Origin of the sequence: Phenylobacterium sp. 58.2.17, from assembly GCF_026411515.1 — a bacterium.
GTDB lineage: Bacteria > Pseudomonadota > Alphaproteobacteria > Caulobacterales > Caulobacteraceae > Phenylobacterium.
On record NZ_JAPMTQ010000040.1, the window covers coordinates 1 to 26,572 of the forward strand.

Consider the following 26,572-nt stretch of genomic DNA (forward strand, 5'->3'; position numbering starts at 1 on the left):
GCGGCGGCCTCGGCCCGTTCCAGCCCGGCGGCGTCGAGCCGCGCGCCGAGGCCGACCTGGCGCAGGCTGGCGAGCTGCGCTTGGCCGATGCCCCAGGCCGACAGCACGCTGCCGTAGCGCGGGCAGATGACCTGGGAAGGGCCCAGCGCCTCGGCGACCTCGCAGGCCACTTGGCCGGCCGCGCCGCCGAAGGCGGTCAACACGTGGTCGCGCGGGTCGAAGCCGCGCTCGGTGGAGATGCGGTCGGTGGCCCGCGCCATCTGCTCGACGGCGATGGCGACGAAGCCCTCGGCGGCGGCCTCGAGGCTGCCCGCGCCCATGGCGTCGGCCAGGGTCTGCAAGGCCGCGCGGGCGGCGGCGACGTCCAGCGGGGCCTCGCCGTGCGGCCCGAAGATCGCCGGGAAAAAGCGAGGATCGAGACGGCCGAGCACCAGGTTGGCGTCGGTGACGGTCGCTGGGCCGCCGCGCCCGTAGGCGGCCGGGCCGGGGTCGGCGCCGGCGCTCTGCGGCCCGACCCGGGCGCGCAGGCCATCGAAGGCCAGGATCGAGCCGCCGCCGGCCGCGACCGTCTCGACATCGAGCATCGGGCTGCGCAGCTTGACCCCGGCGACCTTGGCGCTGTCGCGGCGCTCCAGCAGGCCGGCGTAGCGGCAGACGTCGGTCGAGGTGCCGCCCATGTCGAAGCCCAGCGCCTGCTCGGCGCCGGCGACCTGGGCCGTGCGCGCGACCCCGACGACGCCGCCGGCCGGGCCGGAGACCACCGCGTCGCGGCCGCGGAACGCCTGGGCGTGCACCAGGCCGCCGGCCGAGGTCATGAAATAGAGCGGCGCGCCCCCGACCGCCGCGGCCACCCGCTCGACATAGGCCTGCAGGATCGGGGTCAGATAGGCGTCGGCGACCGTGGTCTCGGCCCGCGGCACGAACCGGGGCAGGGGCGAGACCTCGTGGCTGAGGGCGACGAACGAAAACCCGGCCGCCCGCGCCAGTTCGCCGGCGCGGGCCTCGTGGGCGGGGTTGAGGTCGGCGTGCAGGAAGGCGATCGCCGCCGAGGTGAAGCCTTGGGCCCGGGCCTGGCGGAGGGCGGCCATCAGGGCCGCCTCGTCGAGCGGTGCGACCACCGCGCCGTCGGCGGCCAGCCGCTCGGCCGCCTCGACCACGCCGCTATAGAGCGGGTCCGGCCGCTCGATGTTGAGAGCGAACAGGTCGGGGCGCGCCTGGTCGCCGATCACCAGGGCGTCGACGAAGCCCGCGGTGACCACCAGCAGGGTCTTGGCCCCGGCCCGCTCCAGCAGGGCGTTGGTGGCGACCGTGGTGCCCATCTTGATCGCCTGGACCCGCGCGGCCGGGAAAGGTTCGCCGGGCGCGGCGCCCAGCACGCGGCGCATGGCCTCGACCGCGGCGTCGGCATAGGCGGGTGAGGCCGAGAGCAGCTTGAGGGAGACTTCCTGGCCGTCGCCCGCGCGGGCGATCACGTCGGTGAAGGTGCCGCCGCGATCAATCCAGAAGCTCCAGAGCCTGTCCAAACTGTAACCTTTCGCGGGGGCGATCTGCATTGTCAGGACCGACGCCGGGCCTTACAGCTTGGATACTCCCATGAGCTTCTGGCGCAACATTGCTGGGCTCGCAGTCAAGAAGCCCGACGCGGGCGACTGCGCCGATTGTCCGGCCACCCGGCCGGGCGAGGATCCCGCCTTTTCCACCGCCGTCACTGCGCTGGGCGCGAAGCTGGCCAAGGCCGACGGGCGCGCCAGCATCGGCGAATTCGACGCCTTCTCGCAGGTGTTCCAGCCGGACGCCGCCTCTGAGCGCAACATCCATCGCCTGTACGACCTGGCCCGCCAGACGACCCGCGGCTTCGAGAGCTATGCGCGGCGGCTGGCCAAGCGCTACGCCGGCTGCCCGACTCTGCTGGAGGACGTGCTCGACGGGCTGTTCCACATCGCCGCCGCCGACGGCGTGGTGACCCAGGACGAGCTGGACTACCTGGAGCAGGTCTCGGACCTGTTCGGCTTCTCGCCGCTGGTGTTCCGCCGGCTGAAGGCCGTGCACCTGGGCATCGGCGCCGACGACCCCTACGGCGTGCTCGAGGTCGCGCACGACGCCTCGGACGCCGAGGTCCGGGCGGTCTGGAAGGCCGCCCTGTCCGAGGCGCACCCCGACCGCGCCCGCGCCCGCGGCCTGCCCAGCGAATTCATCGAGGTCGCCGAAGCCAAGTCGGCGGCGATCAACGCGGCGTTTGACGACATCATGCGCGAACGCCGGGCGATGGCGCTCGAAGGGGCGGCATGATGCGGCCACTTTGTCGTGTTTTTTCCGGTTCTCGTTGACGTCGGGGATCGTCCGACCGAATTATCCGTTTAGCCGTAACAAGCGGCGCCCTTGAGGATGCTCATGGTTCGCGAATTCGCCAGGAAGCACGGGTCCACCCTTCGCGGTCTTGCCGCGGTCGGAGGGGCTCTGGCCACCGCCGCCGCTATCGCGGTCGGGGCGGTGCTCGCCGTCTTCTTTGCGGCCACGGTGGTGGTGATCGCGGTCATGGCCTCGGCGTTGCTGGCGCTGGCGGGGCTGGCCCTGCGCGCCAAGAAGGCCCGCGCCACCCGTCGCGACGACGGCGTCATCGAAGCGCGCCATCTGGGCGGTCATCACTGGGTGGCCTACGGCTGGAACGAGCGCCAGGGCCGCTAGGGCCTGACTCCATGTACATTTTGAGGCCCTTCCGCCCCGGCGACGAAGCCGGGGTGATCGCGGTGCTGGACGACACCTTCGAGAGCACCTGGGGCCCGCAGTTGCGGCCTGAAATCCTGGCCAAACGCCGCCGCGAGCAGCCGGCCCGGGCCTATGTCGAGGCGATGGCCGAGGCCTTCGTGCTGGCGGTCGAGGGCGAGCAGGTCGTCGGCATGGTCCATTGGGACGGCGATTTCGTCCATGCGCTGCACGTGATCGGCGCGGCCCAGGGCCGGGGCGTGGGGCGCGCGCTGCTGACGCACGCCGAACAGGCGATGGCGGCGGCGGGCCAGGCCGTGGCGCGGCTGGAAACCGACACCTTCAACGCCCGCTCGCGCGCCTTCTACGCCGCGCTTGGCTATCGCGAGATCGACTCCTATCCGGACCAGGAGTGGGAGAGCGGGCTGACGACCCTGCTGCTGGAGAAGCCGCTTGCTTGACCCTGCGTCGCCGCTTGCCCGAGCGCCGCGCCGCCTCTAGGTTCGAGTTCAAACAATCGTTGGGAGAAACGGCATGATCGGCGTGGTGGCGACCCTCAAGGTCCAGGACGGCAAGCAGGCGGAATTCGAGGCGATCTTCACCGATCTCGCCAAGCAGGTCCGGGCCAACGAGCCGGGCAACATCGCCTATCAGCTGACCAAGAGCCGCACCGACCCGACGGTCTACAAGGTGCTGGAGCTCTACAAGGACGAGGACGCCCTGAAGGCTCACGGCGGCACCGACTACTTCAAGGCCGCCGGCGCCAAGATGGGCCCCTGCATGGGCGGGCGTCCGGAAATCGAATATCTCGACGCCGTGGAGTAGGGCGATGGATCTCGAATTCTCCAAGGAAGACCTGGCGTTCCGCGACGAGGTGCGGGCGTTCATCGCCGAGGCCTTCGACGACGACATGCGCGCCCATTCGGCGCAGTCGAAGAACGCGCACATCGACAAGGCCGGCCAGGTGCGCTGGCTCAAGCGGCTGAACGACAAGGGCTGGATCGCCCCCGACTGGCCCAAGGAATACGGCGGCACGGGCTGGAGCCACGCCCAGAAGTACATCTTCGACATGGAGATGGCCCTGGCCGGCGCCCCATCGACCTCGAACATGGGGTTGAAGATGTGCGCACCGGTGGTGATGGCGTTCGGGACCCCCGAGCAGAAGGCCCAGCACCTGCCGAAGATCCTGTCGACCGACGTCTGGTGGTGCCAGGGCTACTCCGAGCCGGGCTCGGGGTCGGATCTCGCCTCGCTGTCCATGAAAGCTGAGAGGGACGGTGATCATTACGTCCTAAACGGTTCAAAAATTTGGACAACTTACGCCCAGTGGGCCGACTGGATGTTCTGCCTGGTGCGGACCTCGAACGAGGATATCCGCCAGAAGGGCATCTCGTTCCTGCTGCTGGAGATGAACACCCCCGGCATCACCATCGTGCCGCTGCCGACCCTGGACGGCCCGCCCGAGGGGGACCAGGAGATCAACCAGGTGTTCTTCGAGAACGTCCGGGTTCCGGTCGCCAACCGCATCGGCGAGGAAGGCCAGGGCTGGACCTACGCCAAGTATCTGCTGCAGTTCGAACGCGGCAATCCGTACGCCGCGGGGCTGACCAACCAGCTGCAGAAGGTTCGCAAGATCGCCAGCCTGGAGCCGTCGGACGGCGGCGGCCGGCTGATCGACGATCCTGACTTCCGCAAGAAGCTCAGCGAGATGCAGATCAAGGTCGACGTGCTCAACGCCACCGAACTGCGGATGTTCTCGGCGCGGACCTCGGGCGAGGCGATGGGGGCGGCGTCCTCCATGCTGAAGCTCGAGGGCAGCCAGGCCCAACAGGCGGTGACCGAGCTGGCCCTGGAGGCGGCGGGCATCTACGCCCAGCCGTTCGTGCGCGACACCTGGGCCGAGATCCGCGGTGAGCGCAACGAGCCGCGGGCCGGGCCGGACTATGCGGCGACGCTCGCCCCGACATACTTCAACTACCGCAAGACCTCGATCTATGCGGGGTCGAACGAAATCCAGCACAACATCATGGCCAAGATGGTGCTGGGCCTGTAGCGGGCGAACTCGGGAGGTTGCGGCTGAGCTGCACCTCCCGAAGTCCATGAACGGGCGAACTCCGTGGCTCCAAGGGCGCCAGGCCCTGGCGCGCCCGACACATGTGGCGAAGCGGTCCGTCGACGCGCGCAAGGCGCTGCTGGAGGGGGCTGTCCGGGCGACCTATAACTAGAATTGATCGTGTGTGACGAATAACGCGCGCGGCCAAAGCAGCCGGCGCGCCAGTGGAGGAAACGCCGATGGTCCCGGGTCTGATGCAGCCGGCGCAGCTGCAGATCGCCAGCATCCTTCGCTATGCGCAGCAGGCGCATGCCGGCCGCGAGATCGTCTCGCGCCAGATCGAGGAGCCGATCTGGCGCTATGACTACGCCGGCTTCGCCAAGCGGGTGGAGCGTGCGGCCAAGGCCCTGCTGCGGCTGGGCGTGAAGCCCGGCGACCGGGTGACCTCGCTGGCCTGGAACACCCACCGGCACCTGGAGCTGTTCTACGCGGTCACCGGCATCGGCGCGATCCTGCACACCGCCAACCCGCGGCTGTTCGACGAGCAGATCGCCTACACCGTCAATCACGCCGAGAGCGGGGTGCTGCTGTTCGAGCGCAACCTGGCGCCGGTGGTGGAGCGTCTGGCGCCGCAACTGGCGACGGTGCGGACGCTGGTCAGCCTGACCGCGCAGCCGATGGCCGGCGCGCTTTGCTATGAAGACCTGATCGCCGCCGAGAGCGACGGCTTCGACTGGCCCGCCTTCGACGAGAACGCCGGGGCCTTCCTCTGCTACACCTCGGGCACGACGGGCGACCCGAAGGGCGTGCTCTATTCCCACCGCGCGGTGGTGCTGCACGCGATGGGCGCGGCGCTGAACGCGGCGTTCGGCTTCACCGCCTTCGACGTGGTGATGCCCTGTTCGTCGCTCTACCACGCCACCGCCTGGGGCCTGCCGTTCGTGGCCCCGATGTGCGGCGCCAAGCTGGTGCTGCCGGCCGACAAGATGGACGGCGCCAGCCTGCAGGAGCTGATCGCCCAGGAGGGCGTCACCTTCACCGGCGGCGTGCCGACGATCTGGACCATGTACCTGGCGCACCTGGAGCAGACCGGTGAGACGCCCGGCGCCCTGAAGCGGGTGATGATCGGCGGGTCGGCGGTGCCGCGCGCCATGGCCGAGGCGCTGAAGACCCGCTACGGCGTCGACACCCTGCAGATCTGGGGGATGACCGAGACCGCGCCGATGGGCGTCATCTCCTCGCCGACGCCGGCGCTGGCCGCCCTGGGCGAGGCGGAGATGCAGGAAGCGATCTGGTCGCGCCAGGGGCGGCTGCAGTTCGGGGTCGAGCTGCGGATCGTCGGCGAGGACGGCCAGGCGCTGGCCTGGGACGGCGAGACTCCCGGCGCCCTGCAGGTGCGCGGGCCCTGGGTGGTGCAGCGCTACTTCCGCCAGGAACAGGACGCGGCCGGACCGGACGGCTGGTTCGACACCGGCGACGTCGCCACGATCGACGCCAACGGCTTCATGCGGATCACCGACCGGACCAAGGACGTCATCAAGTCGGGCGGCGAGTGGATCAGTTCGATCGACCTTGAGAACGTCGCGGTCGGCTGTCCGGGGGTTAAGATCGCCGCGGTCGTCGGCGCGCCGCATCCCAAGTGGGAGGAGCGCCCGGTCCTGATCGTGGAGGCTCATGACGGCGCCGACGTCACGGCCGAGCAGATGCGGGACTACCTCGCGCCGCGGATCGCCAAGTGGTGGATGCCGGACGACGTGGTGTTCGCCAAGGTCCCGCTGACCGCCACCGGCAAGATCGACAAGAAGGTGCTGCGCGAGGCCTACCGCGGGCGCCTGACCGACAGCCGATCGACCTGACCGCCACTGGGGGGACGCCCAGGCGCGATCGGGCCATATGGGCGTTTGCCGCCTTGGCCCCGCGTGCTGCTTCCTCTAGGGCTGGGGGCAACAAAGAAGGCGAACAGGGAGGAGCGCCATGATCAAGACCCGCATTACCGAGATGTTCGGTGTCGAAACGCCGCTTATCATGGGGGGGATGACCGGGGTGGGCTATGCGCCGCTGGTCGCCGCGGTCGCCAACGCCGGGGCCCTGGGCTTCATCACCGCGCACCATTCGCCCACCGCCGAGGCGCTGTGGGAAGAGATCAAGCGCTGCCGCGAGCTGACCGACAAGCCGTTCGGCGTGAACCTGACCCTGCTGCCGTCGCTCAACCCGATCCCCTATGACGAGTACCGGCACGCGATCATCGAGTCCGGGATCAAGATCGTCGAGACCGCCGGCCGCAATCCGACCGAACACCTGCCGGCCTTCAAGGAGGCGGGGGTCAAGGTGATCCACAAGTGCACCTCGGTCCGCCACTCGGTGACCGCCGCCAAGCACGGCGTGGACGTCATCTCGATCGACGGCTTCGAGTGCGCTGGGCACCCGGGTGAAGACGACGTCGGCCTGGTGGTGCTGCTGCCGGCGACGGTCGATGCGGTCGACATTCCGGTCATCGCCTCGGGCGGCATGGCCGACGGCCGCAGCCTGGCCGCGGCGCTGGCGCTGGGCGCCGAGGGCGTCAACATGGGCACCCGCTTCATGGCCACGCAGGAATGCGCCATCCATGAGAACGTGAAGAAGAAGATCGTCGAGAACACCGAGCGCGACACGCTGCTGACCAACCGCACCCTGCGCAACACCAGCCGGGTGGCGCGCAACGCGGTATCCGAGGAAGTCGTGCGCATCCAGCAGGACCCGACCAAGACCATCGAGGACGTGCGCCACCTGGTCGCCGGTGTCCGTGGCCGGACGAACGTCATGGGCAAGGGCGACACCGACGACGGCATCTGGACGGTCGGCCAAAGCCAGGGCCTGATCCACGACATCCCGACCGCGGCCGAACTGGTGCGCAACATCATGCGCCAGGCCGAGGAGGTGCTTGAGCGCAGCGCCCGCCGGCTCCAGACCGCCTAGCAGGCTGGAGCCGAGCAGGATGGGCGGAGGCGGTCCTCAGACCGCGACGGTCACCTTGAGGAAGGTGGCCGGGATCTCCGTCCGTCCGGCGTCGCCGCGGTTCTGGCTTTCGAACAGGGCCGAGAGCTCGGACTGCAACTGCGCCTCACGGCCGTCGTCCCTGGCGGCGGCGAAGGCGTTCATCGTCGGCCCGTAGTAGTCGCGGAACACCGCCAGGAAACTGTCGGGCGAGCCGGGGTGGCGGAAGGTGTAGGTCGCCCGCTCGCAGCTGATGCGGTCGGCGGCTACGCCGGCCTGCCCGAACCGTTCGCGGACATTGTCCTCCAGACCCCAGGTGACCGGGCTGACGAAGCCCTCGGGCGGCGGCGGCGTGTAGGCTGCGCTGGTCTGCAGGATCTTGGCGATTAGGGTCGGGTCGCCCGGAATCCAGTTGCCCATCACGATGCGCCCGCCAGGTCGGGTGACGCGCACCATCTCGCGCGCGACATCGAAGGGGCGTGGGGCGAACATCGCCCCGAACATGCTGACCACGAGGTCGAAGCTGTCGTCGGCGAGGCCTTCGAGGTTGGAGGCGTCGCCCTCCTCGAAGCGCAGATTCGACAGGCCCGCGGCCTTGGCCCGCTCGCGGCCCGCGGCCACCAGGTTGGAGGCGATATCGACGCCGAGCACGTTGGCGCCTCGCTGCGCCGAGGGCAGGGCGGTGGTGCCGTCGCCGCAGCCGAGGTCGAGGACGTCCATCCCCGCGCCGACGTCGAGGCCGGCGACCACTTCATCACCGCTTTCACGCATGGTGGAGGCCAGGCGCGTGAAGTCGCCCTTTTCCCACAGAGCCTTGTTTGCATTCATTTTACGATGCTCCGAGATAACGCCGTTATCGATACTATCTTCGGAGCGTTCACGCCATCGGGCGTGTACCGCAGGAGGCGGGCGGGCGAGCCTGGCGCCTCAGCGCAGGACCGTGCCGATGAAGTTGTCGATGAACCGCGCAACGGCGGCGTCGACCTGCGGTCGGGGCGGCATCTCGGCCGAGGTGGTGAAGTGCTCGCGACGGATCAGGGTGAGGCCGGCGGCGAACATCCGCGCGGTTTCGCGCGGGTCGGGCGCGACCAGGCCGTGAGCTTGGGCGAAGTGGGCGCAGTAGTCGGCGAGCAGCTGGATCTCATCGCGGTACAGGGCCTGGTTGAACCGCTGCTGGCCTGGACCGCCGGGTCCTTCCTTGCTGATCATGGCCATGTAGCGATGCTCGCGCGGGTCGATCCAGCGATCGACCAGATGCCGGCCGCAGAGCCGGAAGAAGGCCGGCGGATCGTCGGCCAGGGCGCGGTATTCGGGGCTCTGCAGGCGCTGGACGAACTCGGCCGGTCCCCATTGGGCGATCAGGGCGTTGTAGAGGTCGTCCTTGCCGGCAAAGTGGTTGTAGAGGCTGCTCTCGCGCAGGCCGGCGGCGCGGGCCAGCATCCGCATCGAGGTTCCGGCGTAGCCATGCTGGGCGAACAGCTCGAGCGCGGCGTCCATGATCCGCCGCCGGGTCGTGCCTTCTTCAGCCCTGTCCAACACCTGCATGGCCCGGTGGTACGCCGAAACCGCCCGGTTCAACAATCGATCTTGTGGGACGAACGAACGTTCGTTACGAGTGATTTCAACGAGGCGGACGATCGGTCGCCGAAAACGCCCGCAGGGGCGGGGCGGCCGCCGCGCCGCGGGCGGAGGAGCCAGGAGGAAGCATGAGCCGGGTATTCGGGAAGGTCTGCCAGAATGGCTACGTGGTCCGCGACATCGAGGCGGCGATGAAGCACTGGATCGAGGTCATGGGCGTCGGGCCCTGGTTCTACATCGAGGACGTCAAGACCGACTGGTTCAAGCACCGGGGGGTCGCCTCGGACGTGAAGATGTCGATCGCGCTGGCCAATTCCGGCGACCTGCAGATCGAGCTGATCCAGCAGCGCAACGATGCGCCGTCGATGTACAAGGAATTCCTCGATGCGGGCCTCGAGGGCCTGCAGCACATGTCCTACTGGACCCACGACTATCAGGGCCTCTACGACAAGGCGTTGTCGCTGGGCTACGTGGTCGGCCACGAAGGCGCGATCGGCGGCGAGCAGGGCCGGTTCGCCTATTTCGACACTCAGGCGCATCCGGGCACGATTGTCGAAATCTCCGACATCAGCGGCACGAAGGGCCGCACCTTCGAGCACATCCGCAAGGTCGCCGAGGGCTGGGACGGCGCCAATCCGATCCGGACGTTCAAGTGACCGGCACTTCGGAAAAATCGTCCTGACAGCCGCGCCGGAGGGGCCGCAATGAACTATCCCGATCTGCAAAACCTGTCGCCCGAGCTCAAGGAGATCCTGGCCGGCAAGCGCGAGGCCAACGTCTACAAGATGCTGATGCACTCGCCGAACATGGCGCCGGGGTTCACCGCCCTGGCCGACGCGGCGATGTGGAGCAAGACGTGGCCGGCGACCTGGCGCGAGCTGGCGATCATCCGGGTCGGGCGGCTCTACAACTCGCCCTATGAAGTTCATCAGCACGAGCAGATCGGACGGCTGATGGGCCTGAACGACGCCCAACTGGCCGCTTGCGCGGTCGGCGCGGACCAGTCGAGCCTGTCGGAGGACGAGAAGACCATACTGCGCCTGACCGACGCGCTGGTGGAGCGCCACACCCTGAACTCCGGCGAGCGCGCCGAGGGGCTGAAAATCCTAGACGCCAACGGGTTCGCCGACTTCGTGATGACGGTCGGCTTCTACCAGCTGGTCAGCAACTTCCTGAACGTCTTCGAGGTCGAGATCGAGCCGCACGACCTGTTCCCCAAGCCGGACGGGCGCAAGACGCAGGGAGCGAGCGCGTGAGCGGGCTGGCGGGCAAGGTCGCCGTCGTCACGGCGGCGATGGCGGCGCTGTCAGGGCTTCAGTCGGTCTGGCCGCCGCCGAGCGCGATGTAGAGCGACACCTGGTTGCGGAGGTTGGCGCCGCGCAGCTGCAGCAGCGACTGCTGGGCCGAGAACAGGTTGCGTTCGGCGTCGAGCACTTCGAGGTAGATGGCGATGCCGTTGGCGTAGCGCAGACGGGCGGTCTCGGCGAGGCGCTCCTGGGCGGCGACGGCGAGTTCCTGGGCGGTGATCTGGTCGGCGATGTAGCGTCGGCCGGCCAGGGCGTCGGCGACGTCCTGGAACGCGCCCTGCACAGTGCGCTGGTAGGTGGCCGCGGCGATGTCGCGCTGGGCGCGGGCGGCGTCGAGCTGGCCGCGGCGGGCGCCCCAGTCCAGCAGCGGCAGGACGATCCCGGCGCCGTAGCTCCAGGACTGGCGGTCGGACCCGACCAGGTCGTTGAGTTCGCGCGAGGCGTAGCCGGTCGCCCCGGTCAGCGAGATCCGCGGGAAGTAGGCGGCGCGGGCCGCGCCGATGTCGGCGTTGGCCGCGCGCAGCTGGGCCTCGGCCTGCATGATGTCGGGGCGGTTAACCAGCAGGTCGGAGGGCAGGCCGACGTCGAGACGGTCGAACATCTGCTGCTCAGCCAGCGGGAGGGCCCGGGGCAGGGTCGAGGTGTCGACCGGGCCGCCGATCAGGACGGTGAGCAGGTTGATGGCGACGGCCTCAGTCCGGCGCAGCTCGGCCAGCTGGGTCTGGGCGTCGGTCAGCAGGGACACCGATTGGTCGTAGTCGGCCGAGGAGGTGACGCCGGCCTCCAGCCGCAGGCGGGCGATCTCGAGCCCCTCGCGCCGCGAGGCGAGGGTGCGTTCGGCCAGGGCGATGCGCTCGCCGTTCTCGCGCAGGGTCATGTAGGCGATGGCGACCTGGCGGATCAGCGAAAGGCGGAAGGCGCGCTGGCCCTCGACGCTGGCCAGGTAGCGGTAGCGGGCGGCGTCGGAGAGGTTGCGGACCCGCCCCCAGAAGTCGAGCTCGAAGGCCGATATGCCGAGGTCCAGGTCGTAGGATTCGGCCGTGATCGGCAGGCCGGTCGCGGTGACGTCGCCGGGCTGGCGGGCTCGCGCGCCGGTCCCCTCGAGGCCGACATTGGGCAGCTGGGCCGAGCGGGCGATGCGGTACTGGGCGCGGGCCTGCTCGACCTGGGCGACCGAAACGGCGAGGTCGCGGTTGTTGGCCAGCGCCTTGGCGATGACGACTTCCAGGCGCGCGTCGTTGAAAAAGTCGCGCCAGCTGAGTTGGGGCGCCTTTACGGCGCCGTCCGGCGTCACGCTGTAGGACGGGAAGGTCTCGGCGACCGGCGGGACCGGCTGCTCGTAACGCGGGGCCAGGGAGCAGGCGCCGAGCGCCAGGGCAAGCAGCAGCGGCCAGCTACGCATGGGGCGGCTCCTGCGGGGGCTCGCCCGAGTGCAGGCGACCGCGGGTCAGCCAGCGACGGGCCGAGAGGTAGAACAGCGGCGTGAGGAAGACTCCGAGCAGGGTGACCGCGATCATGCCGCCGATCACCCCGGTGCCGACCGCCTGACGGCTGGCCGCGCCGGCGCCGCTGGCCGTGAACAGCGGCACCATGCCGAGAATGAAGGCGAGCGAGGTCATGACGATGGGGCGCAGGCGCAGGCGGGCGGCTTCCAGGATGGCCTGGCGGGCGCCCATGCCGGCCTCTTCCTGCTCGATGGCGAACTCGACGATCAGGATGGCGTTCTTGGCCGACAGCCCGATGATCGTGATCAGGCCGACGTTGAAATAGATGTCGGCCGACAGACCGCGCAGCAGGGTCAGCAGCACCGCGCCCATCACCCCGATCGGCACGCCCAGCAGCACCGAAAGCGGGATCGGCCAGCTCTCATAAAGCGCGGCCAGCACCAGGAAGACGATCAGCATCGACAGCGCCAGCAGGGCCGCGACCTGGGCGCCGGCCTGCTTTTCCTCGAAGGCGATGCCGGTCCACTCGTAACCGAAGCCGGCGGGCAGGACGCGGTCGGCGATCTTCTCCATCTCGGCCAGCGCCGCGCCGCTGGACTGGCCGGGGGCGGCGGCGCCGGAGATGGTGAGGGAGGGATAGCCGTTGTAGCGCTGGAGCTGGGGCGGTCCTGCGGTCCATTTGGTGCGGCTGAAGGCGGAGAACGGGACCATCTGGCCGCCGGAGTTGCGGACCTGGAGATTGAGCAGGTTCTCCGGGGTCATGCGCTGTTCGGCCGAGGACTGGATCAGCACCCGGGCGATGGCCCCGCTGTGGGTGAAGTCGTTGGCGTAGGACGAGGCCAACGCGATCGACAGGGTGTTGTTGATGTCGCCGATGGCCACCCCCAGGGCGCGGGCGCGGACCCGGTCGATGTCGAGATATAGCTGCGGCGCGTCAGGCTGACCCTCGGGACGGACGCCGACCAGCAGCGGATTGCGCGAGGCCTCGGCCAGCACCTGGTCGCGGGCCGCGGTCAGGGCCGCGGCGTCGGCGCCGCCGCGGTTCTGGATCTTCATGCTGAAGCCGCTGGAGGTTCCGAGCGCCGGGATCGGCGGCGGGTTGAGGGCGAAGATGTTGGCGCTCTTGACCCCGGAGAGCGCGGCCATGGCGCGGGCGCTGAGCGCGTCGACGCTGTGGGCGGCGCCGGACCGCTCCTCCCACGGATGCAGGGCGATGAAGCCCATGGCGGCGTTCTGACCCTGGCCGAAGAAGTTGAAGCCGTGGATCATCACGATGTTGCGCACTTCGGGCTGGGCCTTGAAGAAGGCGCTGGCCTCGTCGATCGCCGCCTGGGTCCGCTGGGCGGTGGCGCCGGGCGGGGCGTCGATGGTGACCAGCATCACGCCCTGGTCCTCGGAGGGCAGGAAGCCGCCGGGCAGGCGCATGTAGAGCAGGCCGGTAAGCAGCACCGCCATCACGAACACCGCCAGCCAGCGCAGCGGCGCGCTGAGGATCCGGCCGACCCCGGCCTCGTAGCGGTGGGTGACCGTCGTGAAGCCGCGGTTGAAGCCGCCCAGCAGGCGGTCGACGAAGGCGAAGACGGCGTTGCGCGGCGCGCCATGCGCCCGATGCGGCTTGATCAGGGTCGCGCAGAGAGCCGGCGTCAGGGTGAGCGCCAGCAGCGCCGAAAAGCCGATCGACACCGCCAGGGTGACCGAGAACTGCCGATAGATGCCGCCGGAGGTGCCCGGAAAGAACGCCATCGGCAGGAAAACGGTCATCAACACCAGGGTGATGCCGATAATCGCCGAGGTGATCTGGCCCATCGCCTTCACCGTCGCCTCGCGCGGGGACAGGCCCTCCTCGGCCATGATGCGCTCGACGTTCTCGACCACCACGATCGCGTCGTCGACCAGGATGCCGATCGCGACCACCATCCCGAACAGCGACAGGATGTTGATCGAATAGTTGAAGACCAGCAGGCCGAAGCAGGCGCCGGCCAGGGCCACGGGGACGACGATGGTCGGGATCAGGGTGGCCCGCCAGTTCTGCAGGAACAGGAACATGACGATGAAGACCAGGACCATCGCCTCGATCAGGGTCTTCACCACCTCGTCGACCGATGCGCGGATGAAGGGCGTGGTGTCGTAGGGCGTCGACCAGGCGATGTCCTCGGGGAAGGTGCGCGACAGCTCGTCGAGCCGGGCGCGGACCCCTTCGGCGGTGGCCAGGGCGTTGGCGCCCGAGGCCAGCTGGATGCCGATGCCGGCCATGGTGGCCCCGTTGAGGGTCGACCCGGTGAGATAGTTGTCGGCGCCCAGCTCGACCCGCGCTACGTCGCCGAGGTGGATGGTCGAACCATCGGGATTGGCGCGCAGGATGATCTGGCGGAACTGCTCGGGGGCGGTGAAGCGGTTCTGGGTGATGACGGTGGCGTTGAGCTGGGTCTTGCCGGCGGTGGGCTGGTCGCCGAGGCTGCCGCCGGCCGTCTGACTGTTCTGCTCCTGGACCGCGGCGAGAACCTCGGAGGCCGAGAGGCCGTAGCCGGCCAGCTTCTGCGGATCGAGCCAGATGCGCATGGCGTACTGGGTCCCGAACAGCCGCACGTCGCCGACCCCCGACACGCGCCGCAATTCATCGACGACGCTGTTGGCGGCGAAGTCGCCGAGTCCCAGCGTGTCGGTGCGGCCTGTCTTCGACGTCAGCGCGACCAGCATGAGGAAGCCGGTGTTGGCGGCGTTGACCTGCACCCCCTGGCGGCGGACCTCCTCGGGCAGGCGCGGCTCGACCCGGCTGAGCCGGTTCTGGACCTCCATCTGGGCGACGTTGATATCGGTTCCGGACCTGAAGGTGACGGTCAGCGAGGCGGTGCCGTTCGAGCGGCTGGTCGCCTCCATGTAGAGAAAGCCGGGGACGCCGTTCATCTCCTTCTCGATCACCGAGGTGACGTTCTGGTCGAGGGTGGCGGCGTCGGCGCCGGGATAGGTGACCGACAGGGTGAGCGACGGCGGGGCGACGGTCGGGTACTGCTCGATCGGCAGCGTGCGTAGGGCGATCAGGCCGGCCAGCAGGATTCCCAGGGCGATGACCCAGGCGAAGACCGGGCGATGGGCGAAGAAGCTGCTGTTCATGGCCCGCCCTTCCCCGGTCCTAAGGCTTTGCGGCCGGGGCGGGCGCGGCCTTGGGCTTGGCCAGCGTCACCTTCTGGCCGGGCCTGATCTTCTGGAGGCCGTCGGTGATCACCCGCTCGCCGGGCTTGAGGCCGGAGACGACGACGAACTGGTCGCCGATCATGGCGCCCAGCTCCACCGGACGGGCCGCGGCGGATCCGTCGGCGGCCACGACCATGACGCTGGCCTTCTCGCCCGACATCTGCACCGCCCGCTGCGGCACGGTCAGGGCATTGGGATTGGGGGCGCCGGCCAGCCGCGCGCGGACGAACTGGCCGGGCAGCAGTTCGCGCTCCGGATTGGGAAACTCCGCGCGCAGAAGCAGGCCGCCCGTTGACGGGTCGACCGCCTGGTCGAGGAAGTTGAGGTGCCCGACCGGGCCATAGGCGCTGCCGTCCTCGAGCACCAGCCGGACCTCGACCCGGTCCAACTGCGGCAGGGCGAGCTTGGCGGCGGCGGCGCGGCGGCGCAGCTCCAGGATTTCGGCGTTGGGCAGAGAGAAGCGGACATAGATCGGGCTCAGCTGCTCGACCCTCGTCAGCAGCGTGGCCTGGGACGCCGACACCAGCGCGCCTTCGGTCACCTCGGCGCGGCCGACGCGGCCGCCGATCGGGGCGGTGACGGTGGTGTAGCTGAGGTCGAGCTTGGCCTTTTCGAGCGCGGCATCGGCCGAGGCGACATCGGCCTCACCCTGGCGGACGGCGGCCTGGGCGGCGTCGAACTCCTGGGCGCTGATCGCCTTGCGCTGGACGAGCGGGGTGTAGCGGGCGAGATCCTTGCGCGCATTGGCCAGGGTCGCCTGGGCGCGTTGCAGCGCGGCGCGGGCGCTGGCCTCGCTGGCGCGCTTCTCGCGGGGGTCGATGGCGAACAGCGGGGCGCCTTCGCGCACGTCGGTGCCCTCAGCGTAGAGCCGCCGCTCGACGATGCCGTCGACGCGGGCGCGGACGTCGGCCGTGCGCACCGCCTCGACCCGGCCGGGAAGCTCGACGATCTCGTCGACTGTGCGCGGCGTGAGGACGACGGCGTCGACCTCCATCGGCGGCGGCGCGCCGGCCGGCTGGCCGCCGCGTCCGCACCCGGCCAGCACCACCAGGCCTGTGACGGCGGCAAGGGCGAGGACCCGCGAGGCGCAGCGTGGATGACTACCGACCATGGTCGCCCCCCCAATCGTCCGGTTCAGCTTGTTCTGAACGCGGGAACGGTCGATCGGGTTTCGAAGATCGGTGTTCCGGGGAGCTAGTCGCCGGCGGCGGCCTCGGTGCGCCAGTCGGCGCCGGTGGCGGCGAACAGGCGGACGGCGTCGGCCAGCCGTTGGCCTTCCGCGCGGGCCAGGGATGCGCGGCCCTCGTTGACCCGCCGTTGGGCGTCGAGCACCTCGAGGAAGGCGCCGCCGCCGCGTTCGTAGGCGACCTTGGCCAGGCGCAGGTTCTCGTCGGCCTGGGACAGGCTGCGCTGGTGCGCGGCGCGCGCGTCCTCGTCGGCCGAGAGCGCGGTGAGAGCGTCGGCCACCTGGGCGAAGGCGGTGAGCACGGTCTGCTGGTAGCGCGCCGAGGCCGCGCCGGCCGCCTCGCGCGCCTGCTGGCGGCGGGCCTTCAGCGCGCCGCCGTTGAACAGCGGGGCGGTCAGGCCGGCGCCGATGTCCCAGCCGTTGGCGTCGTAGCCGAACAGGTCGCCGACCTTCAGCGAGCCCTGGGTAAGCGAGGAGGTCAGTCGGATCTTTGGATAGAGGTCGGCGGTCGCCGCGCCGATGTCGGCGGTGGCCGCGTGCAGCTCGGCTTCGGCCGCCAGGATGTCGGGCCGGCGGCGCACCAGCTCGGACGGCAGGGCGAGGGGAACCGGCGCGGCGAGCGTCAGGTGCGAGAGCTGGAAGTCCGGCGCCGTCCAGTCGGCGGGCGCCTGGCCGACCAGCACGGCCAGGGCGTGGCGCGCGGCGGCGAGTTGGGCGCGGAGCGGCGGCAGCAGGGTGCGGTCCTGTTCCAGCTGGCTCTGGGCCGCGACGCGGGCGGTGCTGGTCGAGCCGCCCAGCGCGTTGGCCTTGCGGACCAGTTCGACGTTGGCCTGATCGGCGGCGATCATCTGCTCGGTGGCTTCGATCTGGGCCTGGAGGGTGGCGATGGTCACCGCCTGCAGCGCGACATTTGCGGTGAGGGTGAGATAGGCCGCCTCGGCGCGCCGGGCCTGCGCCTCCATGCGGGCGGCCGCTCCTTCGATGCGGCGACGCTCGCCGCCGAACAGGTCGAGGTCGTAACCGACGCCGCCGCCGACCGAGTAGAGCGTGAAGGTCGGGTTCTCCAGCTGCATGTCGCCGAAGCCGGTGAAGCCGAACGCCTGGAGATTGGCGCGTTCGCGGCGGACACCGGCGTTGAGGTCGGCCTGGGGGCCGGCTTCGCCGCGGGCCTGGGCCAACGCCGAGCGGGCCTGGCGCAGGGTGGCGTCGGCCTCGGCCAGGGTCGGGCTGCCGGCGATCGCCTGGCGGATCACGGCGTCGAGCTCAGGCGAGCCGAGCGCGCTCCACCAGGGGCCGCTGGCGGCGGTCGCCGGATCGAGCCGGGCGGCCTCCGGCGCGGCGTCGCCAGCCATGGCGTAGCCGCCGGCGGTCGGGGCGTCGGGCGACCTGAAGTCGGGCCCCACCGTCGCGCAGGCGGTGAGCAGGATGGACAGGCTCGCGCCGAGCAGCGCGCGCCGGCGGGATCTAGTCGACAGCGACATGGTGGTCCGTCTCGGTCTTGGTCTTGGGGGAGCGCATCAGCAGGATCAGCGGCGCGCAGAGGATGGTGATGCCGAGCATCAGCCGGAAATCGTCGATGTAGGACAGCATCGCCGACTGCCGGGTGATCATTCCGTTGAGCCCGGCGATGGCGCTCTGGGTCTGGAACACCAGCGGCGCATAGGCGTGGTAGAGCGGATTGTCGGGGCGGGCGTGTTCGACGAGGGTCGAGTGGTGGACCTCGATGCCAGTGACGAAACGGGCCTGCATGATCGAGATGCCGGCCGCCGAGCCGATGTTGCGGATCAGGGTGAAGAGGCCGGCGCCTTCGGCCCGGTGCTCGGGCCGCACGGTGGCGAAGGCGATGGTCGACAGCGGCACGAAGATCAGGCCGGTGCCGACGCCCGACAGGAAGCCCGACACGATGATCAGGTGGGTGTCCATGTCGAGGCTGAAGTGGGTCATCTGCCAGAGCGAGACGGCGCTGATCGACAGGCCGGCGATCAGGATCAGCTTGATGTTCACTCGGCCGATGAGCTGGCCCACCGCGAACATGGCGATGAACGAGCCGACGCCGCGCGGCATGCTGACCAGGCCGGTGAAGGCGACCGGGTAGCCGAGCAGGGTCTGCATCATTGGCGGCAGCAGGGCGAGAGTGGAGTAAAGCAGGATGCCGATAAAGAAGCCGAACACGCAGCAGGTGACGAAGTTGGCGTCGGCGAGCAGCGCGCGGGCCACGAAGGGCTTGGGCGCGGTCGCCATCTGCACGGCGAACATCCAGATCGCGATCACCGCCACGACCAGATAGGTCCAGATCTCGGCCGAGCCGAACCAGTCCTGGCCCGGGCCGCGGTCGAGCATCATCTGGAAGGCCCCGATCGCCAGGGCCAGGGTGGCGAAGCCGATGGCGTCGAACGGCCGCTTTTCCGAACCCTTCTTCTCGGAGAGGAACAGGAAGACCCCGGCGAAGGCCAGGACGCCGATCGGCAGGTTGATGAAGAACACCCAGCGCCAGTCGAGATTGTCGGTCAGCCAGCCGCCGAGCGCCGGGCCGAGGATCGGGCCGAGCACCGCGCCGGCGCCCCAGACGGCCATGGCCTGGCCGTGCTTCTCGGGTGGGTTGATGTCGAGCAGCACCGCCTGGGAGAGCGGGATGAGGGCTGCGCCGAACAGGCCCTGAAGCAGGCGGAAGAGAACGATCTCGGCCAGGTTGCCGGCGATCCCGCACAGCATCGAGGCGACCGTGAAGCCGGCGATGGAGACCAGGAACACCGTCTTGCGGCCGAGCCGGTCGGACAGGAACCCGGTCAGCGGCGTCATGATCGTGGCCGCGACGATATAGGAGGTCAGGACCCAGGTGATCTGGTCGGCCGAGGCCGAGACGCTGCCCTGGATGTGCGGCAGGGCGACGTTGGCGATCGTCGTGTCCAGCGAGTTCATCACCGTCGCCAGCATGACGGAGATGGTGATCGCCGCCACGTTGACGCCATCGCCGGGCTTGGCGGCGGCGATGGTCATTTCCCGAGCGCCGAGCGGACGTCGACCTTGGCGACGGCGCTGAGGCCGGAGCTGAGATTCGGCGCGGCCTCGTCGAGCGCCAGGCGCACGGGCAGGCGCTGGACGACCTTGACCCAGTTGCCGGTCGCGTTCTCGGCCGGCAGCAGCGCGAAGCTGGAGCCGGTGCCGGGGCTGAAGCTGACGACGTGGGCCTTCAATTCGTGGTCATAGGCGTCGACCTTGACGCTCGCCGGCTGGCCGACCCGCATGTGGGCGAGCTGATCTTCCTTGAAGTTGGCCTCGATCCAGGGCGTGCCGGAGATCAGCCAGAACAACGTCTGGGCGGTGGCCACGCGGTTGCCGGGCTGGAGCTGCTCGACCTTGGCGACGACGCCGTCGGCTGGGGCCAGGACAGTGGTGTAGGACAGGTTGAGGCGGGCGCGTTCCAGCTCGGCCTTGGCCTGAAGCACCTTGGGATGCTGGTCGGGCGAGGCGCCGGCGCGGCCGCCGATGTCGGCCAGGGCGGAGGCCAATTGCTGGCGGACCACCGCGACCTGACGGCGGGCCTGCTCGGCCTCGTGCGCGGCCTGGTCGGCCTGGGCCTGGGTCGAGACGCCGGCGGCGGCCAGGTCCTTCTGGCGAACGGCCTCGCGCTCGGTGTAGCTGACCCGCTCCTGGGCGGCGGCGAGGTCGGCGCCGCGCTGAGCGTAGACCCCCTGGGTGCTCTCGACGTCGAAGCGCGCGGCCGCCAGGGCGGCCTCGGCCCGGGCGACGGCGACCTGGTAGTCGGCCGGGTCGAGCTTGAACAGTATGTCGCCCTTGTGGACGGCCTGGTTCTCCTTGACGCCGACCTCGATCACCCGCCCGTCGATGCTGGGGCTGATCGCCGTGCGGGCGGTCTGGACGTAGGCGTTGTCGGTGGTCTCGTAACGCCCGCCGGTCAGCACGAAGTAGCCGACCACCGCCAGCACGAGGGCCGGGCCGCCGATCATCAGCGGCAGCCGCAGCTTCTGGCCAAGGGTGCGTTCCGGCGGCCGGTGGCTGGCTGCTTCCTGTTCGGCCTCGGCGATCGCCTGATAGCCTTCCGCGTCGCTCACGCGCTGCTCCAACGTCTGCGCGCGGCCGGTGGATCGCCGTCCGCGCAGGGTTCCGATTTATGATGAGGCGAGGGCGGGGAGGGCCCAAGCCGGAGCGCGGCAGATATGCCTCCCCTTGCCATGAGCCAAATGATAGTTTGTCACTACGAAAATGAATGATGCGCATTTCAATACGCTGGATCTGAACCTGCTGCGGGTGTTCCAGGCCCTGCTGGAAGAGCAGAGCGCCACCCGGGCCGGCGAGCGGCTGGGTCTGACCCAGTCGGCGGTCAGCCATGCCCTGGGGCGGTTGCGCGCCTCGTTGGGCGACGACCTGTTCGAGCGCGGGGCGTCGGGTCTGCAGGCGACGCCGCGCGCCCTGGAAATGGCGCCGGCGATCCGCGCGGCCCTGAAGATGCTGGAAGACGCCGTGTCGCCGAGCCGGTTCGATCCGGCGACGACCGATCGGCTGTTTCACGTCGCCGCCAGCCCCTACGCCAGCTCGGTGATCATGCCGGCGGTCGTGCGGCGGGTGCTGGCCGAGGCACCGGGCGCCAAGCTGCACCTGGTGTCGCCGACCTCGAACGTGGTCGAGGACCTCGACCGCGGGCGGCTGGACGTGGTGATCGGCGCCTTCGACCATGTCGACGACCGCTTCGAACACGCGCCGCTGTTCGACGAGACCGGGGTCTGGGTGATCCGTGCCGGACATCCGGCGTTGTCGCCCGGCATTTCGGACGAGGTGCTGGCCAAGTTGCCGCGGCTGCTGATCTCCGGGGCCGAGCCGCGCGAACCGGCGCGCGGCCGCGGGCTTGGCCTGCAGCGGCTGTCCAACTGGCACGACTCCTACGCGCTGGGCGGGGTCGCGCTGCGCGAGGTCGACAGCCCAGTCAGCGTGCCGGACGCCTATTCGGCCCTGGTCATGGTGGGCCAGACCGACGTCGCGGCGCTGATGCCGCGGCGGCTGGCCATGCTGGCCGAGCAGGCCGGCCGGGTGGTGGTGATCGAGTCGAGCGGGGCCTCGCCGCCGTTCACCCTGGGGGCGGTGGTGCGGCGGGGCGAGCGCGGCGCGGTCGCCTGGCTGCTGGCCCTGATCGCCGAGGTCGGGCGGAAGATCTAGGCGCCGCGACGATTAGATCGGCCGGTTCGGTGCTGAGGCCTTGATCGGCTGCGTCTTATGGACGAGCAGGTACGCCGGCTGCGGCGAAGCTCAGAGTCGGGCAGGCCGTTGGGGGGCGTCGTCATTTTCAAGTTGTCAGCCTTCGCCTGCGCGGCGGCGCTTGCCGCCGGCGTTGCGCCCGCCGCCGCCTCGGACGTCGACTTCCATTGGGACGGGCGCCAGTTCGTGACCGCCGACGGCGGTTTCAGCCTGCGGCCGAAAGGGCGTTTGCTGGTGGACGCCTCGACGACCGACGGGTCGGCCTTCGCCGCCCGCAACGTCGTCGGCGACGAAATCCGCGCGCTGCGGTTCGGCGTCGAAGGCATGGTCGGCGAGCATCTGTTCTACACCGCCGAGGGCGATTTCGCCGGAGACAAGGCTATCCTGCGCGGGACCTACCTGGCCTGGCGCGACCGCTGGGCGGGCAAGGACGTCGAACTGGTGCTGGGCAACCGCCTGAGCGAGCGCGGGCTGGACGGGTCGAGCAGCTCGGACGGGACGCCGTTCCTGGAGCGCAATGCGGTGGCCTTGGCGGTGATTCCGCTGAAGGGCTTCTATGGCTGGGGCGGCATCGCCAAGGTCTACGGCGCCGACTGGCACGTCACGGCCCAGGTGGCGGGCGACGATCCGGGCAATCTGGGGGTCGCCAAGGACGTGACCACCTATCTGGCGCGGACGCACTGGAACCCGGTGAAGTCGCCGGCCGGCGTCGTGCACCTGGGGGCTTGGGGCTTCTATGAGGACTTCCCGCCCGGGATGGACAGCCACTCGCGCAACACCGCCTGGGCTGGACACCTCAACAAGGAGGTCCAGGTCCCGCTCGGCGCCCTGGCCGATCCGGTCTACGGGGCCGGGTACGGGGTGGAGCTGGGCGCGGCGCGCGGTCCGGTCTGGGGGTTCGTCGAGGCCGGCCGGCGGGTGATCGACACGCGCACCGACCACGTGACCGCCGATGCGACCGCCTGGACCGCCGGCTGGATGATCACCGGCGAGAACTCGGCCTATTCCAGCCGGGGCGGGACCTTCGTGAAGATTGCGCCGCGCGCGCCGGTTTCGAGGGGCGGGCCCGGCGCCTGGGAGGTGGCGGTGCGCTACCAGAGCGTCGACAACACCGACGCGCCGCTGGGCGGCAAGGGCCAGGAGGCCGAGGTCGGGGTCAACTGGCGGCTGGAGGACTGGCTGCGGCTGATGGTCAATCTCAGCCACTGGGAAGTCACGCACCGGGCCGGCAAGTACGCCGGGGTCGACGACGGCGACAGCCTGGCGGGCCGGCTGCAGATCGCGTTCTAACGGACCCGGGCGGCGAGTGCGGCACGGTCGATCGCCTTCCACATCTGCGTGCGCGAGGCCAGCTTGGCGTCATCCTCGCCATGGTAGCGGTGGGCGGGCGTGCCCAGGATCAGCAACTGAACATCGGTCGGCCGGCTGCGGTCGAAATAGGCCGGATTGAACTCGACCAGGGTCCGCTCGGGCGGGCAGGCCGGGCTAGCCGACAGCTCATATCCCGAGACCATGCAGGCTGGCTGAAGACGGCGGGCGGGGCTGAGGGCGGCGAGCGCCGTCTCGGTCTCGCGCACGACGATGTCCGCACCGTCGCGGCGGGCCTGCTCGATCTTCTCCCGCAGATAGCGCTCCATGCTGACCGGTCGGAAGGCGGGCGCGCGCCCATGGGTGATGATCGCGTAGTCGTCGCCGTTCAACTCGTACTCGACCAGCCGAGGATTGCGGGCCGGCTTGAAGGCCAGCACGTACCAGTCGCCGTCGCGCTCGTCGCGCCGAACATTGGCGCGGCTCGGGTCAAGCCCGGCGCCGGGCATGTTGACCTTCAGGATGATCCCGCCGCCGGTCATCCGGCTGCAGCGCCCGTCCCGAAAGCTGATCGGGGCCATGACCGCGATTTCGGCCCCCATGACCCCATGGGGATTGATCAGCTCGATCCACGACTTAAGCCGGTGACAGACCGGGGCGGGCGGCGCGTTGACGGCCGGCATGGCCGCAAGCTGCTCGATGATCGGCGAAATGGCTCCGCGAAACGCCGCGACCTCGCCTGGGCCGAAGCCGTCGGAGCGTGTCTTGGCGTCGATCTGGCGCTCGAAACGGCCGTCGGCGCCGGCCTGGACGATCGGAACGTCCTGCGCCCGGGCGGACGTGGCGGCGAGGATAGCGAGGGCGGCGATCAGTAGGCGCATGAGCAGCTTCCGGTGATTGACCGGTCGCCGCTATGCGGGGGCGGGGCAGCTCTCAACGGCCCTGCTACGAAGGCGGCCTACGCTTCGACGTAGGCCGCCCTTGGCGCGATCAGTACCGGGTCGGGATGACCACCTTCATCACCTCGTAGCCCTTCACGAAGGACGAGAGGACGCGCTTGGGCTCCTCGACCACTTCGATCGACGGGAAGCGCTGGAGGATCTCTTCCCAGAGGATCTTGAGCTGCAGCTCGGCCAGGCGGTTGCCCACGCAGCGGTGGATGCCGAAGCCGAACGACATGTGGTTGCGGGGCCGCTCGCGGTCGATGATGTAGTCGTTGGGCCGATCGATGACCTCGTCGTCGCGGTTGCCCGAGACGTACCACATGATGACCTTCTCACCCTTCTTCATCTGCTTGCCCTGGAATTCGAAGTCCCGGGTCAGGGTGCGGCGCATGTGGGCCAGCGGCGTCTGCCAGCGGATGGTCTCCGAGACCATCGACGGGATCAGCGACGGGTTGTCGTAGAGCTTCTTCTTCTGGTCGGGGTTCTGGTGCAGGGCCAGAACCGAACCGGTCATGGTGTTACGGGTGGTGTCGTTGCCGCCGACGATCAGCAGGATCAGGTTCCCGAGATACTCCATGCGGTCCATGTTCCGCGTGGCCTCTCCGTGGGCGAGCATCGAGATCAGATCGCCCTTCGGCGGTTCATTGACCCGTTCGTTCCAGAGGCGCGTGAAGTAGTCCACGCACTCGAACAGCTCCATCTTGCGTTCTTGCTCGGCGACCTCGGGATCGGTGGAGCTGAACAGGCCCGACTCCGGGCCGGCGGTGGCCACGTCCGACCAGCGGGTCAGCTTGCGGCGATCCTCCCACGGGAAGTCGAACAGGGTGGCCAGCATCTGGGTGGTCAGTTCGATCGAGACCTTGTCGACCCAGTCGAACTCCTCGCCGATCGGCAGGCTGTCGAGGGTGCGCTGGATGCGCTCGCGGATCAGCGGCTCAAGTGCATGGAGGTTGGCGGGCGAGACGATCGGGCTGACGGTCTTGCGCTGGACGTCGTGCTTGGGCGGGTCCATCGCGATGAACATCGGGAGGGTGAAGTCCTCCTTCTGATCGAAGATCGTGATCGACGGCTCCGACGAGAACACCTCGTGATTGGTGTCGATCGCCATGATGTCGTTGTACTTGGTCACCGACCAGTAGGGGCCGTCGTCGTGCAGGCCTTCCTTGTGGTAGTGGACCGGATCCTCCTTCCGGAGGCGTTCGAAGTAGGGCCACATGGTTTCGGAGCGGAACAGCTCCGGGTCGGCCACATTGAACTCATCGAGCGGCAGGGCGTAGGCCTTGGCCCGAGCTTCAGACTTAAGATCGACGGCGCCGTCGCTCATCACATTTCCTCCGAGTCCGGCCTTGAGTGACCGCTGTTCACCTGACAATGGCGCCGGAATGGCTTCAGGGGAAGTTGCTGGCGTGCAACAGAAAATCTGAACTGACAAAACGACCGGTCGTGCGTAAATCCGAAGCCAGCGAACACCTGTTTGAAACCGGAGCGACCATGTCGGCCGACAGCCTCTTCAAGCCCTTTGAATTCAAGGGTCTGCGCCTTCCCAACCGTATCGTCATGGCACCCATGACGCGTTCATTTTCGCCCGGCGGCGTGGCGACCGACGAGGTGGCGCAATATTACAAGCGACGCGCCGCAGCCCAGGTCGGGCTGATCGTTTCGGAAGGCGTGGGCGTCGATCGGCCCGCCTCGCTCAACGACAAGAACGTTCCGCGATTCCATGGCGATAAGGAGCTGGCCGCCTGGAAGCACGTGATCGACGAAGTTCATTCGGTCGGCGGGGTGATGGCGCCGCAGCTCTGGCACGTCGGCAACGTGCGGACCCGCGACCCGGAGTGGAACCCGCCCGGGCCCTATGACAGCCCGTCCGGCCTGTCTCGCCCCGGCAAGGAATTCGGCGCGCCGATGACCGACGAAGAGGTCGCCGACGCGATCCGCGCCTTCGCCGAGGCCGCCGCGGCCGCCAAGGCGCTGGGCTTCGAGGCGATCGAGCTGCACGGGGCGCACGGCTATCTGATCGACCAGTTCTTCTGGGAGGGCACCAACCAGCGCGAAGACGCCTATGGCGCCAAGGACCTGCCGGGACGGGCGCGCTTCGCCGCCGACATCCTGAAGGCCGTGCGCAAGGCGGTGGGGCCGGACTATCCGGTGATCATCCGCATCAGTCAGTGGAAGCAGCAGGACTACGACGTGAAGCTGGCCCAGGACCCGGCGGCGCTGGAAGCCTGGCTTGGCGCGCTGGTCGATGCGGGCGCCGACATCCTGCACTGCTCGCAGCGCCGGTTCTGGGAGCCGGAGTTCGAGGGTTCGGACCTGAACTTCGCCGGCTGGGCCAAGAAGCTCACCGGCGTGCCGACGATCACCGTCGGCTCGGTGGGGCTGTCGGGCGAGTTCATCGCCGCGTTTGCGGGCGAGGGCTCCAAGCCGGCGTCGCTGGAGGAGCTTGAGCGCCGGCTGGACCGCGGCGACTTCGACCTGGTCGGGGTCGGCCGCGCGCTGCTGCAGGATCCGGAATGGGTCGTGAAGATCCGCGAAGGCCGCACGGGCGAGCTCAAGAACTTCGAGCGCGAGGCTCTGGCGACGCTGTACTAGGCGACTTTCCCTCCCCCTCGTGGGGAGGGACGATCGCGCAGCGATCAAGGTGGGTCCGGCGCTTGTATGTCCCCACCCGT

23 protein-coding genes are annotated in these 26,572 nt (G+C 69.4%); 12 read left to right on the top strand and 11 right to left on the bottom strand.

The genetic code is table 11. The features are described 5' to 3' along the window. Positions 1–1,523, bottom strand: a 1,523-nt coding sequence (locus OUA97_RS18715) for a hydantoinase/oxoprolinase family protein (RefSeq protein WP_323690990.1), incomplete at its 3' end; no start/stop codon positions are given. 70 nt (positions 1,524–1,593) lie between these two features. Between OUA97_RS18715 and OUA97_RS18720 the strand changes: the two genes are divergently transcribed. From OUA97_RS18720 to OUA97_RS18750, 7 genes are all read left to right on the top strand, one after another. Next, a complete protein-coding gene (locus OUA97_RS18720; protein WP_267233549.1) occupies positions 1,594–2,289 on the top strand; it encodes a J domain-containing protein in 696 nt (231 codons plus the stop codon). A 102-nt stretch (positions 2,290–2,391) separates the two neighbouring features. Beyond that, positions 2,392–2,685 carry a hypothetical protein gene (locus tag OUA97_RS18725; protein ID WP_267233550.1) on the top strand — a complete coding sequence of 98 codons (294 nt, stop codon included), beginning with the start codon at positions 2,392–2,394 and terminating at the stop codon, positions 2,683–2,685. Positions 2,686–2,696: 11 nt separating this feature from the next. Further along, positions 2,697–3,164, top strand: coding sequence for a GNAT family N-acetyltransferase (locus OUA97_RS18730; protein ID WP_267233551.1), 468 nt, complete (start codon positions 2,697–2,699; stop codon positions 3,162–3,164). 73 nt (positions 3,165–3,237) lie between these two features. Continuing rightward, positions 3,238–3,528: a putative quinol monooxygenase gene (locus OUA97_RS18735; protein WP_267233552.1), complete on the top strand. Its 291-nt coding sequence runs from the start codon at positions 3,238–3,240 to the stop codon at positions 3,526–3,528. A gap of 4 nt (positions 3,529–3,532) precedes the next feature. Next, entirely contained in the window at positions 3,533–4,756 is a 1,224-nt protein-coding gene (locus tag OUA97_RS18740) for an acyl-CoA dehydrogenase family protein (protein ID WP_267233553.1), read from the top strand. 239 nt (positions 4,757–4,995) lie between these two features. Then, positions 4,996–6,612 carry a long-chain fatty acid--CoA ligase gene (locus tag OUA97_RS18745; protein WP_267233554.1) on the top strand — a complete coding sequence of 539 codons (1,617 nt, stop codon included), beginning with the start codon at positions 4,996–4,998 and terminating at the stop codon, positions 6,610–6,612. Positions 6,613–6,730: 118 nt separating this feature from the next. After that, positions 6,731–7,711 carry an NAD(P)H-dependent flavin oxidoreductase gene (locus tag OUA97_RS18750; protein WP_267233555.1) on the top strand — a complete coding sequence of 327 codons (981 nt, stop codon included), beginning with the start codon at positions 6,731–6,733 and terminating at the stop codon, positions 7,709–7,711. 36 nt (positions 7,712–7,747) lie between these two features. On the opposite strand, the gene OUA97_RS18755 is transcribed toward OUA97_RS18750, so the two are convergent. Both OUA97_RS18755 and OUA97_RS18760 read right to left on the bottom strand, forming a co-directional pair. Continuing rightward, positions 7,748–8,557, bottom strand: coding sequence for a class I SAM-dependent methyltransferase (locus OUA97_RS18755; protein WP_267233556.1), 810 nt, complete (start codon positions 8,555–8,557; stop codon positions 7,748–7,750). A gap of 99 nt (positions 8,558–8,656) precedes the next feature. Beyond that, positions 8,657–9,307, bottom strand: coding sequence for a TetR/AcrR family transcriptional regulator (locus OUA97_RS18760; RefSeq protein WP_267233557.1), 651 nt, complete (start codon positions 9,305–9,307; stop codon positions 8,657–8,659). A gap of 128 nt (positions 9,308–9,435) precedes the next feature. Between OUA97_RS18760 and OUA97_RS18765 the strand changes: the two genes are divergently transcribed. Both OUA97_RS18765 and OUA97_RS18770 read left to right on the top strand, forming a co-directional pair. Next, on the top strand, positions 9,436–9,963 hold the full coding sequence (locus OUA97_RS18765; protein WP_267233558.1) for a VOC family protein: 528 nt from the start codon (positions 9,436–9,438) through the stop codon (positions 9,961–9,963). Positions 9,964–10,011: 48 nt separating this feature from the next. After that, the gene (locus tag OUA97_RS18770; RefSeq protein WP_267233559.1) at positions 10,012–10,563 is read left to right on the top strand and encodes a carboxymuconolactone decarboxylase family protein; all 552 of its coding nucleotides are present in this window, start codon (positions 10,012–10,014) and stop codon (positions 10,561–10,563) included. Between the two features lie 58 nt (positions 10,564–10,621). On the opposite strand, the gene OUA97_RS18775 is transcribed toward OUA97_RS18770, so the two are convergent. The 6 genes from OUA97_RS18775 to OUA97_RS18800 form a co-directional block, all read right to left on the bottom strand. Then, positions 10,622–12,016 carry an efflux transporter outer membrane subunit gene (locus OUA97_RS18775; RefSeq protein ID WP_267233560.1) on the bottom strand — a complete coding sequence of 465 codons (1,395 nt, stop codon included), beginning with the start codon at positions 12,014–12,016 and terminating at the stop codon, positions 10,622–10,624. After that, entirely contained in the window at positions 12,009–15,170 is a 3,162-nt protein-coding gene (locus tag OUA97_RS18780; protein WP_267233561.1) for an efflux RND transporter permease subunit, read from the bottom strand. Before OUA97_RS18780 ends, OUA97_RS18775 begins: the two co-directional genes overlap by 8 nt. Positions 15,171–15,189: 19 nt before the next feature. After that, positions 15,190–16,362: an efflux RND transporter periplasmic adaptor subunit gene (locus tag OUA97_RS18785; protein ID WP_267233562.1), complete on the bottom strand. Its 1,173-nt coding sequence runs from the start codon at positions 16,360–16,362 to the stop codon at positions 15,190–15,192. An 83-nt stretch (positions 16,363–16,445) separates the two neighbouring features. Then, on the bottom strand, positions 16,446–17,918 hold the full coding sequence (locus OUA97_RS18790) for an efflux transporter outer membrane subunit (RefSeq protein ID WP_267233563.1): 1,473 nt from the start codon (positions 17,916–17,918) through the stop codon (positions 16,446–16,448). Next, positions 17,902–19,434 (bottom strand): MDR family MFS transporter, encoded by a 1,533-nt coding sequence (locus OUA97_RS18795; protein ID WP_267233564.1) that lies wholly within the window; start codon positions 19,432–19,434, stop codon positions 17,902–17,904. The genes OUA97_RS18790 and OUA97_RS18795 overlap by 17 nt, the downstream gene beginning before the upstream one ends. After that, positions 19,431–20,510 (bottom strand): HlyD family secretion protein, encoded by a 1,080-nt coding sequence (locus OUA97_RS18800; protein WP_267233565.1) that lies wholly within the window; start codon positions 20,508–20,510, stop codon positions 19,431–19,433. Before OUA97_RS18800 ends, OUA97_RS18795 begins: the two co-directional genes overlap by 4 nt. A gap of 151 nt (positions 20,511–20,661) precedes the next feature. Here OUA97_RS18800 and OUA97_RS18805 point away from each other — a divergent pair, with 151 nt between their 5' ends. After that, positions 20,662–21,609 (top strand): LysR family transcriptional regulator, encoded by a 948-nt coding sequence (locus OUA97_RS18805; protein WP_267233566.1) that lies wholly within the window; start codon positions 20,662–20,664, stop codon positions 21,607–21,609. Positions 21,610–21,741: 132 nt separating this feature from the next. Further along, entirely contained in the window at positions 21,742–22,938 is a 1,197-nt protein-coding gene (locus OUA97_RS18810) for an OprO/OprP family phosphate-selective porin (RefSeq protein ID WP_267233567.1), read from the top strand. Here the strand turns inward: OUA97_RS18810 and OUA97_RS18815 are convergent. Then, positions 22,935–23,837, bottom strand: coding sequence for a hypothetical protein (locus tag OUA97_RS18815; protein WP_267233568.1), 903 nt, complete (start codon positions 23,835–23,837; stop codon positions 22,935–22,937). The genes OUA97_RS18810 and OUA97_RS18815 overlap by 4 nt on opposite strands. 109 nt (positions 23,838–23,946) lie before the next feature. Next, on the bottom strand, positions 23,947–25,224 hold the full coding sequence (locus tag OUA97_RS18820; RefSeq protein ID WP_267233569.1) for a cytochrome P450: 1,278 nt from the start codon (positions 25,222–25,224) through the stop codon (positions 23,947–23,949). Positions 25,225–25,391: 167 nt separating this feature from the next. On the opposite strand from OUA97_RS18820, the gene OUA97_RS18825 reads away from it, so the two are divergent. Continuing rightward, positions 25,392–26,492: an NADH:flavin oxidoreductase gene (locus tag OUA97_RS18825; protein WP_267233584.1), complete on the top strand. Its 1,101-nt coding sequence runs from the start codon at positions 25,392–25,394 to the stop codon at positions 26,490–26,492. The last annotated feature ends 80 nt before the right edge of the window (positions 26,493–26,572 follow it).